The sequence below is a fragment of the Myxococcales bacterium genome (assembly GCA_016717005.1).
Classification (GTDB): Bacteria; Myxococcota_A; Polyangia; order Haliangiales; family Haliangiaceae; genus UBA2376.
On sequence record JADJUF010000039.1, the window covers coordinates 864,929 to 877,361 of the forward strand.

Annotated in this window: 11 protein-coding genes; 7 read left to right on the forward strand and 4 right to left on the reverse strand. The window is 75.3% G+C overall.

All coding sequences use genetic code 11. The features are described from left to right. Window positions 1-70: 70 nt before the first annotated feature. A complete protein-coding gene (locus tag IPL61_34655) occupies window positions 71-673 on the reverse strand; it encodes a hypothetical protein (GenBank protein ID MBK9036334.1) in 603 nt (200 codons plus the stop codon). A gap of 193 nt (window positions 674-866) precedes the next feature. Here IPL61_34655 and IPL61_34660 point away from each other — a divergent pair, with 193 nt between their 5' ends. Then, window positions 867-2,096 (forward strand): hypothetical protein, encoded by a 1,230-nt coding sequence (locus IPL61_34660; GenBank protein ID MBK9036335.1) that lies wholly within the window; start codon window positions 867-869, stop codon window positions 2,094-2,096. A 108-nt stretch (window positions 2,097-2,204) separates the two neighbouring features. On the opposite strand, the gene IPL61_34665 is transcribed toward IPL61_34660, so the two are convergent. Beyond that, window positions 2,205-3,719, reverse strand: coding sequence for a collagen-like protein (locus IPL61_34665; GenBank protein ID MBK9036336.1), 1,515 nt, complete (start codon window positions 3,717-3,719; stop codon window positions 2,205-2,207). Window positions 3,720-4,065: 346 nt separating this feature from the next. On the opposite strand from IPL61_34665, the gene IPL61_34670 reads away from it, so the two are divergent. After that, window positions 4,066-6,759 carry a phosphoenolpyruvate carboxylase gene (locus IPL61_34670; GenBank protein ID MBK9036337.1) on the forward strand — a complete coding sequence of 898 codons (2,694 nt, stop codon included), beginning with the start codon at window positions 4,066-4,068 and terminating at the stop codon, window positions 6,757-6,759. A 568-nt stretch (window positions 6,760-7,327) separates the two neighbouring features. On the opposite strand, the gene IPL61_34675 is transcribed toward IPL61_34670, so the two are convergent. Together IPL61_34675 and IPL61_34680 are read right to left on the reverse strand one after the other, a co-directional pair. Next, window positions 7,328-7,852: a GNAT family N-acetyltransferase gene (locus tag IPL61_34675; GenBank protein ID MBK9036338.1), complete on the reverse strand. Its 525-nt coding sequence runs from the start codon at window positions 7,850-7,852 to the stop codon at window positions 7,328-7,330. Window positions 7,853-7,920: 68 nt separating this feature from the next. Next, the gene (locus IPL61_34680; GenBank protein ID MBK9036339.1) at window positions 7,921-8,649 is read right to left on the reverse strand and encodes a Bax inhibitor-1 family protein; all 729 of its coding nucleotides are present in this window, start codon (window positions 8,647-8,649) and stop codon (window positions 7,921-7,923) included. A gap of 113 nt (window positions 8,650-8,762) precedes the next feature. On the opposite strand from IPL61_34680, the gene IPL61_34685 reads away from it, so the two are divergent. From IPL61_34685 to IPL61_34705, 5 genes are all read left to right on the forward strand, one after another. Continuing rightward, window positions 8,763-10,688 (forward strand): ATP-dependent DNA helicase RecQ, encoded by a 1,926-nt coding sequence (locus IPL61_34685; protein MBK9036340.1) that lies wholly within the window; start codon window positions 8,763-8,765, stop codon window positions 10,686-10,688. A 137-nt stretch (window positions 10,689-10,825) separates the two neighbouring features. Further along, complete coding sequence (locus IPL61_34690; GenBank protein MBK9036341.1) at window positions 10,826-11,008, forward strand: hypothetical protein; 183 nt, start codon at window positions 10,826-10,828, stop codon at window positions 11,006-11,008. Next, complete coding sequence (locus IPL61_34695; protein ID MBK9036342.1) at window positions 11,005-11,592, forward strand: hypothetical protein; 588 nt, start codon at window positions 11,005-11,007, stop codon at window positions 11,590-11,592. The genes IPL61_34690 and IPL61_34695 overlap by 4 nt, the downstream gene beginning before the upstream one ends. A gap of 76 nt (window positions 11,593-11,668) precedes the next feature. After that, window positions 11,669-12,274, forward strand: coding sequence for a hypothetical protein (locus IPL61_34700; protein ID MBK9036343.1), 606 nt, complete (start codon window positions 11,669-11,671; stop codon window positions 12,272-12,274). After that, the gene (locus tag IPL61_34705) at window positions 12,271-12,432 is read left to right on the forward strand and encodes a hypothetical protein (GenBank protein ID MBK9036344.1); all 162 of its coding nucleotides are present in this window, start codon (window positions 12,271-12,273) and stop codon (window positions 12,430-12,432) included. Before IPL61_34700 ends, IPL61_34705 begins: the two co-directional genes overlap by 4 nt. Window position 12,433: the final 1 nt, after the last annotated feature.

Sequence of the window (12,433 nt, forward strand, 5' to 3'; positions counted from 1 at the left end):
GTGTGATCCTCGCGAGTGTGCGCGGCGCGAGCGGCGCCGGTCCGGTGCGTGATGAACGTCGGCGGCGCGGTCAGCCCGCGGCCAGCGTGTGACAGGTCAGCTTCGACCAGTCGGGCGCCTTGGCCTTGGCCTCGGCGGCGGGCAGCTCGCACGCGACCGTGTGGACCAGGACCTTGCCGACCGCGAAGAACATCGTCCAGGTCCGGACGCCGTCCTTGGTCTTGTCGGCCTGGCTGAACTTCTTGTAGCTGGTCGGATCGACCTGGAACAGGCCGACCACCGACTCCGAGTCGCGGGTGATCGCCGCCTCGATCGCCGGCTTGATCTTGACCCGCTTGCGCAGCGCCTTCTCCTGCGCGTCGAGCGCGCGCACGCACAGGCGATCCGCGCTGGCGACGTCGGCGCCGGGATCGCTCGCGGTGTACCAGCCGCCGTCGCGCTCGTAGAGGTAGGTCAGCTCGGCCGACTTGAAGGCCTTGCCGCGCATCGCGTAGGGCACGTTGCGCAGCACCCGCGCCACGATCGGCGTGCCGATCGTCGACGCGTCGCAGCCGCCGTCGCGCAGCGCCACGTAGGCGTCGCGGATCGGGCTGGGGTCGTCGGCGCGGGCGAGGGTCGGCGCGGCGGCGAGCGCGGCGGTGGCGAGGGCGATGAGGACACAGGACTGGTGCACGCGGACTCCTTCGTCGACTGGGGCCATCCCCCATCCACGTCGGACGGGGTCACGAGCCGACCATTGTGACCCGGCCCGCGCCGCGCCTCCACCGCTCGGGCCCACCAATCGCATCGCGCTCGGCGCCCGCGGGCGCGGCCGGGCGCCGGCATCGCGCCCGTTGAGACGGCGCCGCCGGCGTAGACTCGACCACGTGACCTACCGCGACGATCACGAGGCCGCGCTCGCCCGCGCCGATGGGCTCGAGGTCGAGGTCGAGCAGCTCGAGCGCGAACGCGCCGAGCTCGCGGCTGAGCGCGACCGCCTGGCCGCCGAGCGCGACGAGCTCCGGGCCCGCGAGGCCGCGCGCCCGGCCAAGCCCACCAAGGCGACCAGGACCGCCAAGGCCAAGGCGGCCAAGGCCGCCAAGGCCGCCGCCCGGGCGCAGGGCCGTGCCGCCGACGGCGCGCCGCGGCCGGACCGCGCGGTGCCGGCCTGGGTCGTGTTCGCGTTCGTCGGCGTCGTGGTCGTGGCGATGGCGCTGCTGTTCGGGCGCGCGGCGATGCAGGGCCGCGCGCGGGTCCGCGCGCACGATCGCTGGAAGGCCGCCGGCGCCGCGCAGCAGCACCACAAGCGCCGCTGGCGCGCGCTGCTCACCGTCGAGCCCTGCGTCGACATCGTCGCGTTCGACGCCGCGATGATCGCGCAGCGCTCGCCCGAACACTACGACCCGCGCACCGATCGCGACCCCGGCTACGGCTACGAGCGGCTCGCCGGCAATTGCACCGGGGGCGCGCAGGAGCTGGCGGCCGACCCGACCACCGCGCCGGCGGTCCGCGCCGGCCTCACGCGCTGGCTCACCGCCGAGGCCGTGCTCGCGCCGCTCGGTCAGACGCTGCGCGCGTACTCCAGCAACCGCGACTGGGTCGAGGACGACCTCGCCGGCGCGCGCGCGCAGTGGGCGACGATCCACACCCACCTCGCGGGGCGCCGCCGGATCTTCGCCGACCTCCGGGCCACGGTGCTGCCGGCGCTGCGCGCCGAGATGCGCGCGCTCCAGACCGCCCACGCCAAGCGCCACGGCCAGGACGAGACCTGGTGGCGGATCGAGCTCGGCCTGGCGCTGTGGGACATCGCCGATCGAGCCGCCGAGGTGACCGGCGTCCACGCCGGGCGCGCGCCCGACGACGCGGCCGCCCCGCCGGTGCTGCAGGCGCCGGTCGCCCAGCTCGTCGCGGCCGCCCGATCCGCGCCGGTCGAGCTTCGCCGCGAGCTGCGCACGATCGACTGGATCACCGGGCCGCTGGCCGAGGGCCAGCTGCCTGGCGGCGAGACGCCGCTGTGGCACCTGGCGCGCGCCGCGCGCGACGTGCTGGGCCCGACCGTCGACGCGCCGCCAGCGCTGCCGCCCGACCCCGGCGCCGAGCCGCCGATCGGCGATTGACCGCCGGCGGTTTGTCGCCGACCCCGCCGCGCCGCCCTGCCGCGCCGATCCTCCCGCGCCCGCCCCGGACACGCCGGCGCGCCCCTGACGCCCGCGCTCAGCCCGCGCTCACGGAGGGGGCTGGAAGCTCATCGACTGGCGTGGCGCGTTGTCGTCGAGGACCGGCGAGTTGAAGCCCGCCATCACCGACTTGGCGCCGCCCGCCGACTGCAGCCCGAGCGTCGCGGACGCGCCGCGGATCTCGGCGCACCCCGAGAAGCCGAGGTAGGTCACGTTCACCAGGTTCGAGCGCTCGTGGATCTGGATCATGACCTGGATCGCGTTGGAGCCGCAGACGGTCGAGAACAAGCGGTTGCGGAAGTACAGGTTGAACACCCGTCCGCCGGGGCTGCCAAACGTCGCGTACTCGAGGTACTCGCCGCTGCCGTAGTCGAGCAGGTCGTCCCAGAAGAACGCGAGGAAGGCGTCGCTGGAGATGCCGATCGGCAGCGCAAGGTTGGTGAAGGTGGTCGGGCACGACGATCCGAAGAACAGCACGCCGTTCGACGACACGTTGATCGTCGACGTGTTCGCGCCGAACCCGGTGAACGTGAACCCGAGCGGGATGTTGAAATGGCACAGGTCGTCGCCGATCGACTCGATGTGGGTCCAGCCCGAACGATCATCGACGCTGAAGTTCATGTCGAACGCGGCGACGATCGTGTCCGAGAGCCCGGCCGGGCCCTGAGGACCGACCGGGCCGGCCGGGCCGGTCGCGCCGGTCGGCCCCGCGGGCCCCGTCGCGCCGGTCGCGCCCGCCGGACCGACGGGACCGATCGCGCCGGTCGCGCCGGTCGCGCCGGTCGGCCCGACGACGCCCGGGAAGCCCTGCGGACCCATGGGGCCGATCGCCCCGGTCGCGCCCTGCGGACCTTGCGGACCCTGCGGACCTTGCGGGCCAGCCGGGCCGGTCGCGCCGGTCGCGCCCGCCGGACCGGTGTCGCCCGCCGGACCCGCCGCGCCGACGTCGCCCGGCAGCCCGGGCTCGCCTTGCGGACCCTGCGGACCGAGGTCGCCCTGCGGACCGACGTCACCCTGAGGGCCCTGCGCGCCGACATCGCCTTGCGGACCCTGCGGCCCGGTCGCGCCCGTCGCGCCGACGTCACCTTGTGGACCCTGCGGACCCGCCGCGCCGGTCGCGCCCGTCGCGCCGACGTCGCCCTGCGGACCCTGCGGACCCGTCGCGCCGACGTCTCCTTGGGGACCTTGCGGCCCGGTCGCGCCCGTCGCGCCCGTCGCGCCGGCAGGGCCTGCCGGTCCCGCCGGGCCTTGCTCGCCGAGACAGTCGCCCGGGTCGCACGCGCCGGAACCATCGATGTCCTCGCCGGGTGAGCACAGATGATCTTGATTGAGATCCCAGCAACTCGCGCCGTCCTCGCACGCGCACCCTTGGCCGTGGTCGCCACAGTCGCCGTGATCGCCGTGATCGCCGTGATCGCCGTGATGGTCGCTGTGGTCGTTGCCGCCGTGACCATGACCTTCGCCGTTCGCGACCGCGACGGGACCGGCGCCGCCGGCGCCTTGATCGCCGAGGCCGTCACGGGCCGCGGCCACGGTGTCGGCGTCCTGGTCCGGTGCGCCCATGCAGCCGGCGCTCACGATCCCGACCAACACGATCATCCGATGCATCGAGAACTTGCTCATTGGATACCCCCCCAGCGAGCCCACCACCGTCGGCAACGCGGGTCAAGCCATCATGGTAGTTCACCGATGATTGCCGGCGAGTGGCACCGGCTGGACCGGCGCCCATTGGAGATCGTCAGTCCGCCGTGTGGCCGCAGCGCGGCTGGGTCGCGCCTCGGTCGCGACGCCGTCGTCGTTCCGCGACGAGGACGACCGCGACGGGGAACGGGCGCGCGCGCGTCGCGCCGACGGCCCGAGCGCCTGGCCGGCGAGGACGCCGCGCTGCGCCGGGGTGTACAACGGTCCGGTGCACCCGAGCCCCACGTTGCTGCAAGCTGATCTCGATCGCCTCGGCGCGGCCCTGACCCGGGCCACCCGCGAGCTGTCCGGCGACGCGCTGGCCGAGCTGGTCCACGCGCTGCGCGACGACGCCACCGCGCTGCGGGCCGGGAAGCTCGCCGGCGGCCGCGCCGCGCTCGCTGCGCGGATCGCGGCGCTCTCGCTCGACCAGCTCGAGGACGTCGGCCAGGTCTTCACCCACTGGTGCCACCTGATGAACACCGCCGAGGAGCAGCAGCGCATCCGGGTGCTGCGCGGGCGCGAGCGCGGCAGCGACGGCCTCGCCGCCGCGGTCGCGGCGATGCGCGACGCCGGCATGACCGCCGACGACGTCGCCGCGCTGCTCGCGCGCGCGCTGGTGATGCCCGTGCTCACCGCCCACCCGACCGAGTCGCGGCGGCGCTCGATCCTCGATCACCTGAGCGCGATCGGCGACGGGCTCGACCTGCTCGAGCGCCCGCTCGGCGGCCCAGCCCGGCGCGACGCCGAGGACGCGCTCGCGACCGAGGTGCTGGCGCTGCTCGGCACCGAGGAGTCGCGCACCCGGCGGCCGACGCCGCAGGACGAGATCGAGGCGACGATCGAGGTGTTCCGCCGGACGCTGCTCGAGGTCACGCCCGACGTCTACGCGCAGCTCGAGGACGCGCTGACGGCGTGCTGGCCCGAGCGCGCCTGGCGCGTGCCGACCTTCTTCCGCTGGGGCACCTGGGTCGGCGGCGACCGCGACGGCAACCCCCACGTCACCGCCCACGTCACCCGCGCCGCGTTCGAGCGCCAGCGCGCGGCGGTGCTCAACCGCTACCTCGAGGACGTGCAGGCGCTCGGGCGCACGCTGTCGGTCGCGGCCCACCGGGGCAAGGACCCGGCCGGCACCGCCGAGCTCGAGCGCAGCCTCGCGCGCGATCGCGAGCGCCTGCCCGAGGTGGCCGCGCGCGCCCGCCCGCGCACGCAGCACGAGCCCTGGCGCGAGAAGCTCTGGTACATGGCCGAGCGCCTGCGCTCGACCTTGGCCCGCGGCGACCACGGCTACGTCGACGCCGCCGGGTACCTGCGCGATCTCGAGCTGCTCGCGCGCAGCCTGACCGCGGCCGGGTTCGCCCGGCTGGCCCACGGCCACCTGCGCGCGTGCCAGCGCCGGGTCGAGGTGTTCGGCTTCCACCTGGCCACCGTCGACATCCGCCAGCACTCGGCGGTGCACGAGGTCGTCGTCGACGAGCTGCTCGCGGCCAGCGGTCGCCCCGGCTACGCCGCCCTCGACGAGGCCGGCCGCCGGCGCATGCTCGACGACGTGCTGGGGAGGCCGGTGCAACCGGTCTGGGATCGCACGGGGCTCAGCGACACCACCGGCGACGTCCTCGCGACGCTCGACATGGTCGGACGCGCCTGCCGCGAGCTGGGTGAGCGCGCGTGCGAGCGCTACGTCATCAGCTTCACCAGCCAGCTCTCGGACGTGCTCGAGGTGGTCTACCTGGCCCGCGCCGCGGGCCTGGCGCCCGGCGAGCTGCGCCCGGTGCCGCTGCTCGAGCAGCTCGACGATCTACGCCGCGCCGGCGGGCTGGCCCGCGAGATGGTCGTGCACCCGGTGGTCCGGCACGAGCTCGGCGACGAGCTCGAGGTGATGCTCGGCTACTCCGACTCCGGCAAGGAGGTCGGCTACCTCGGCTCGGCGGTGGCGCTGCGCAAGGCCCAGCTCGATCTGGCCGAGGTCGCCAGCGGCGCCGGCGTGGTCCTGACGGTGTTCCACGGCCGCGGCGGCGCGATCGGCCGCGGCGGCGGGCCGGCCGGCGAGGCCATCCGCGCCCAGCCGGTGATGGCGCTGCGCGGCCGCGTGCGCGTCACCGAGCAGGGCGAGACGATCACCTCGCGCTACGCCCGGACCGAGATCGCGCACCGCGATCTCGAGCTGACGCTGGGGGCGGTGCTGCGCGCGGCCGCCGACGAGCGCCGCGGCGGCGCGCCCCGGTTCGACGACGCGCTCCAGACCGCGGCCGCGGTCGCGGTCGACGCCTACCGGACGCTCACCGCCGACAAGGATCGGCTCGCGCGCTACACGCTGGCGGCGACGCCGATCCGGCAGGTCGGCAAGCTGCCGCTGGGCTCGCGCCCGGCGTCGCGCAAGGCCGGCTTCTCCCTCGACGATCTGCGCGCGATCCCGTGGGTGTTCTCGTGGACCCAGAGCCGCCACGGCGTGCCCGGCTGGTTCGGCCTCGGCAGCGGCCTGGCCGGGCTCGAGGCCGCGGTCGGCCGGGCCCGCGCGATCGAGGTCATCGCCGGCTCGCGCTTCCTCGGCGCGCTGACCCACAACGCCGAGCTGGCGCTGATCCGCGCCGACATCGACGTCGCGCGCGCGTACGCCGCGCTCGCCGACCCGGCCGACGCGTCGCTGTTCGCGCTGATCGAGGCCGAGCACGGCCGGACCCGCCGCCTGCTCGCCGATCTGGCCGGGCTCGATCTCCGCCTCACCGATCGGCCGCACCTCGCCGAGTCGGTGCGCCGCCGCAACCCGTACCTCGACGTGCTCAGCCACTGCCAGATCGAGCTGCTGCGGCGGATCCGCGCCGCCGAGGCCGCGGCCGCGCCCGCCGCCGACCTCGAGCGCCTGTCGGTCGCGATCTTCACGACGATCGGCGGCATCGCCGCCGGGCTCCAGACCGCGGGCTGACGATCGCGCGCGGTCAGGGGGGGGGGGGGGGGGGGGGGGGGGGGGGGGGGTTTCGGGGGGGGGGCGGCGGGGGGGGGGGGGGGGGGCCGGGGGGGCGCGGGGGCGGGGGGGGGGGGGCGGGGGGCGGCCCCGGGGCGGGCCGGGGGGGGGGGGGGCCGGCGGGGGCGGGGGGGGGGCCCCGGGGCGCCCGGGCGGGGCCCTGGGGGGGGGGGCGGGGGGGCCGGGGGGGGGGGGGGCGGCGGCCCGGGCCGGGGGGGGCGGGGGGCCGGGGGGGGGCCGGGGGGCGCCGGATCGCGGCGAGCTCGCAGCCCTTGGCGTCGACCAGGCTCGTGGCCTTCATGACGCAGCGCCGGAAGCGGGCGTTGCCGGCGCGCTCGGCCTCGCAGTTGCGGACCATGACGCCGTGGTCGGCGACCTTCACCGCGGCGCCCCCGGCCTCGCGCCGGGCCAGCTCCTCGACGTGGTTGGCCAGCGCCTCGCAGCTCGGGGCATCGCCGCACGCCGCCACGCCCAGAGCCACGACCACCAGGGGCACCAGCGACAGCATCGACGCGCGCATCGCACCAGCTTACAGCGACTTCGCCAGGTAGATCGCGGTCTCGCCCGGCATGTAGGCGCCGTAGTACCGGGCGTCGGCGCCGCACAGCGCGTAGCCGAGGCGCTCGTAGGCGGCGATGCCCGGGACGTTGACGTTGCTGGTCTCGAGCCAGACGTGGCTCGCGCCGAGGCCGCGGCCGTGGGCCTCGACCTCCGCCAGCAGCGCGCGCCCGACGCCCCGCCGCCGCGCCGCCGGCGCGACGTACAGGAACCACAGCACCAGGCGCGCGTGCCACGGCTCGTAGCCGACGGCCGCGAAGCCGCAGATCGCCGCGTCCTCGGCGACCCAGCCGGTGTCCCAGCTCGCCCACGGCGCGAACACCTCGGCGATCGAGTAGCGCTTGGTCATCGGCGCGGCCAGGCGCCGCTCGACCAGCGTCAGCGCCCGCGCCGTCGCGACCAGGTCGTAGACGACGTCGGTGTCGAACGCCGTGTCGATGGCCTCGACACCGGCGCGGTCGCGCGCGCGGTCGAGCCCGCGGATCGTGAACGCCATGGCAGGGTTCGACAGCGTCCCGCACCGCGCGGCCGCGCCGAGGGCTCGCGACCGGCCCGCGGGCACGCTCAGCGGCGGTTGAGCTCCATCAAGAGCCGCAGCACGTACCAGAACAAGGTCGCGATCGTCGAGAACAGCATCAGCGCCGCGGCCACGTGGGCCTGGGGCGGGAAGGTCGCCATGATCATCGAGGTCTGGAACAGGATGTAGCCGGCCATCAGCAGGATGACCGCGCCGGAGAACAGCGCGCCGAGCTGGAAGCCGAACAGCATCGACACCAGGATGATCCCGAGGGCGGCGAAGCTGCCGATCATCAGCGCGCCGCGCAGGAACGAGAAGTCCTTCTTGGTGACGAACACCGTGAGCGTCAGGCCGATGAAGATCGCCCCGGTGATGAGCGCGGCGGTGAGCACCAGCTGATGGAAGTCGGCGGTCGAGCGGCTGGTGTAGTAGGCCAGCCACAGCATCGGCTGCAGGATCAGCGCCTCGCCGACCACGCCGAGCCCGAGGCCCACGTACTGGAGCGCGGCCGACGACGGCGACTGGGCCAGACGCTGCGCGCCCCAGCCGACCGCCATGAACAGCACCATGACCAGGAGCCACGACCCGCCGCCGCTCAGGAGCTGGAGCGAGATCCGCTCGCTGGCGTCGGTCTGGAGCAGACCGGCGGTGAGCGCGACGAACGCCAGGAGCGCGACGCCGAGGTGGGCGTAGGTCCGGCGGAGGAACGCGACGCGCTGGCTCACCCCGAGGGTGGCGACCGCGCCGCGGATCACACGAGCTTGAGCAAGGGCCATCTTGCTGGTGAGTATAGGGCACGAGCGCACACTTGCCGACCGATCGCGGCCGCCGTGCAACCGCCGCCTCACGGGCGCCGGGCCCCGCCCAGAATGCTCGTGATCTCGCCAGGATGCCGCGCGGCGTGGTAGACGGGAGCGTGACGCCGCTCGAGGTCCTGCAAGCGCAATTCGGGTTCGCGTCCCTGCGCCCGGGCCAGGCCGCGGTGATCGACGCCCTGCTCGGGCCGGGCGCCGCGCTCGCGGTGTTCCCCACCGGTGCCGGCAAGTCGCTGTGCTACCAGCTGCCCGCGCTCATGCTCGACGGCGTCACGCTGGTGGTGTCGCCGCTGATCGCGCTGATGAAGGACCAGATCGACTTCCTGCGCGGGCGCGGCATCGCCGCGGCGCGGCTCGACTCGTCGTTGTCGGCGGCCGAGGTCCGCGCGGTGACCGACGACATGAAGCGCGGCGCGGTCAAGCTGGTCTACGTCGCGCCCGAGCGGTTCAACAACGAGCGCTTCCTCGAGACCCTGCGCGCGACCCAGATCGCGCTGTTCGCGGTCGACGAGGCCCACTGCATCTCCGAGTGGGGCCACAACTTCCGGCCCGACTACCTGAAGCTGGCCGGGATCCGGACCCGCATCGGCGCGCCGCGGGTGCTGGCGCTGACCGCGACCGCGACGCCGGCGGTGGTCGACGACATCTGCCGCGCGTTCGAGATCCCGCCGACGGCCGCGACCGTGACCGGGTTCTACCGACCCAACCTGCGGCTGATCACCACGCCGGTCCGGGCCGAGGATCGCGACGCGGTCCTGCGCGCGCGGCTGGCGACGCCGGCGGGGCCGACGATCGTCTACGTCACGCTGCAGCGCACCGCCGAGCGGGTCGCGGCTGATCTGGTGCGGGCTGGCCACGCCGCCGCCGCGTACCACGCCGGCATGGACCCGGCCGTGCGCGCGCAGGTGCAGGACACCTGGATGGCGTCGGATCGCGGCATCGTCGTGGCGACGATCGCGTTCGGCATGGGCATCGACAAGGCCGACGTGCGCACGGTCATCCACTACAACCTGCCCAAGAGCCTCGAGAGCTACAGCCAGGAGATCGGCCGGGCCGGCCGCGACGGCGCGCCGTCGACGGTCGAGCTCCTGGCCTGCCCCGCCGACGTGCCGGCGCTGCAGAACTTCGCCTACGGCGACACGCCGACCCGGGCCAGCCTGCGCGGCATGCTCGACGAGCTGTTCGCGCTGGGCCCGGCGTTCGACGTCAGCTACCCCGAGCTGGCGGCGCGCCACGACCTGCGCGTGCTGGTGCTGCGCACCGCGCTGACCTACCTCGAGCTCGACGGCGCGCTGGCCCAGGGCACGCCGTTCTACGCCGCGTACACGCTGCGGCCGGTGGTGCCGATCGCCGACATCCCGGCGCGGTTCACCGGCGAGCGCCAGACGTTCTTGACCCGGCTCCTGGGCCAGGCCAAGAAGGGCCGCACGCTGTCCGCGCTCGATCCGGCCGCGGCGGCGACGGCGATCGGCGAGCCGCGCGAGCGGGTGCTGGCCGCGCTCACGTACCTCGAGGATCAGGGCCTGCTGGCGCTGGAGCCGTCCGACGTGCGCCAGCCCTTCCGGCGCCTGCGCGCGCACGAGGACGTCGCCGCGCTGGCCGACGAGCTGGCGCGCCGGTTCGAGCGGCGCGAGCGCAGCGAGCTGGCGCGGCTCGAGGACGTGCTCGGCGTGGTGGTCCACGCCGGCTGCCAGACCAACGCGCTGGTGGCGCACTTCGGCCAGGTGCGCGCCGAGCCGTGCGGGCACTGCAGCCACTGCGAGACCCAGGCGGCCCGGGCGCTGCCGCCGCCGACGCCGCCGACGCCGGTGCCCGTGCCCGACGGCCTCGCCGCGCTGCGCGCCAAGCACCCGCGGGCGCTGGCCGAGCCGCGCCAGGCCGCGCGGTTCCTGTGCGGGCTCTCGAGCCCGGCGCTCACCGCCGCCAAGCTCGGGCGCCACCCGTGGTTCGGGCTCCTGGCCGAGCGCTCGTTCGCCGACGTGCTGGCGGCGGTCGCGTGACCGCGCGCGCGGCGGTGGCGCGCACACCTCGCGCACGGTTCGCTCCGCGCAGCACCTGATCGCACGCCACAGCGGCGGACCCAGCTCCGCTCGTGGTACACTGGGGGATGGTCATCGCGCGCGGGTGTGTTGTGGTGATGCTGTTGACGCTCCTCGGGTGCGGGCGGGTCGCGCCGGGGACGTCGACCAACGCGCGGCCGACGTACCTCCCGAGCACGGGCGGCGGCGGCGGGACGACCTCGGGCTCGCAACCCAGCGACGGCAAGGTGTCGTGTAACCCGCAACAGAAGGGCAAGTACGGCGGGAGCCTCTGCCGTTGAAGGGCGTGATCGTCGTGGCGGCGCTGCTCGCGGCGACGCCGGCGTCCGGTGCCCCCCCCGGCAGCGACGGGCTCGGCTTCGTGCCGGGCATCCGCGTCGGCGCGGTGAAGGGCTCCGTCGACGGCGTGAACGGCCTGCCCGGCGGCAGCGGCTGGGGCTCGACGTACGAGCTCCACGCCGATCTGCTCAAGACCTACGGCCACGATCGCTACGCGCTCGGCGCCGCGGTCGGCTACCTGTCGCAGTCCAAGATGGATCGCGACCCGAACACGTTCGTGCTCGCGCCCGACGCGTTCGACCACAGCGGCTTCACGCTGACCGGCTTCGCCGCCGCCGCGATCGCCCCCCGGAACTCGGTGTCGCTGCGGCTCGGTGTGGTCTCGGGCGCCACCGACACCGCCTCGGGCCGGATCGACGCGGGGCTCTACCGGGTCGGCGGCCAGCTCACGCACGTGTTCACCGTGAGCCTGTTCGATCTCGCGCTCGCGCTCGGCGTCGAGTACTTCACCAGCAGCGACGACGCCGGGCGCGGCTACCACGCCACCGCGCTCACGGTCGATCTGACCGGCGCCCTCGCCTTCTGACGCGGCGCCGGCGCGCGCGGACCGCGGCCGGCGCGGGCGCCCCCCGCGGATCGGCCCGGAGGCGTACGATCACGCGATGGACGCCGAGATCGCCGAGCGCGCCCGCGCCTACGCCCGCCGCTACGTCGAGATCATCGAGCGCTTCGATCTGTGCCCGTGGGCGGCGCCGGCCGGCGCGCGCGGCGAGGTGTGGATCGCGGCGTGCGACGAGGGCGACCTCGAGGACGTGCTCGCGCGGTTCGCGGCCACGCCGACCGCGGTGGTCGGGCTGGTCGCGCTGCCCGGGTTCGCCGGCGACCTGACCGCGCTGCGGCGGCTGCGCGGCCGGCTCAACGAGGCGCCGATCGGCCGCACGCTGGCGCTGGCCGAGTTCCACCCCGACGCGCCGCTCGACACCGGCAACGCCCAGCGCCTGATCCCGTACCTGCGGCGCTCGCCCGATCCGATGCTGCAGGCGGTGCGGCACGAGACCCTGGCGTCCTTGCGCAAGGGCACGACCGTGCTCGACCCCGCCGCCCAGGCCGCGATCCTCGCCGGCCAGACGATCGAGCCGGTGCGCGACATCGGCGACCGCATCGCCGACACCAACTTCGAGCGGGTCCAGCGCGAGGGCGCCGCGCTGGCCGCCGCGCTCGACGAGCTGATCCGCGCGCGCCGGGCCGAGCCCGCGCCACCCGCGTGACCCGCCTGGCGTCGATCGAGACCGCCGACGGCGTCAACCCGCGGCCAGCCGTCGCCGCGTTCCAGCGCGTCACCGCGACCCTCGGCGAGCGCGCGGTCGCGCCGCCGACCGTGACCGTGCTCGACGTCATCGGGTCGTACCAGCTGCTCGACGGGTGAA

Coding starts and splice junctions, on each gene's coding strand:
- IPL61_34700 (MBK9036343.1), top strand. CDS start 11,669: ATGGACGCCGAGATCGCCGAGCGCGCCCGCGCCTACGCCCGCCGCTAC.
- IPL61_34685 (MBK9036340.1), top strand. CDS start 8,763: ATGCCGCGCGGCGTGGTAGACGGGAGCGTGACGCCGCTCGAGGTCCTG.
- IPL61_34675 (MBK9036338.1), bottom strand. CDS start 7,852: ATGGCGTTCACGATCCGCGGGCTCGACCGCGCGCGCGACCGCGCCGGT.
- IPL61_34680 (MBK9036339.1), bottom strand. CDS start 8,649: ATGGCCCTTGCTCAAGCTCGTGTGATCCGCGGCGCGGTCGCCACCCTC.
- IPL61_34665 (MBK9036336.1), bottom strand. CDS start 3,719: ATGGGCGCACCGGACCAGGACGCCGACACCGTGGCCGCGGCCCGTGAC.
- IPL61_34690 (MBK9036341.1), top strand. CDS start 10,826: ATGCTGTTGACGCTCCTCGGGTGCGGGCGGGTCGCGCCGGGGACGTCG.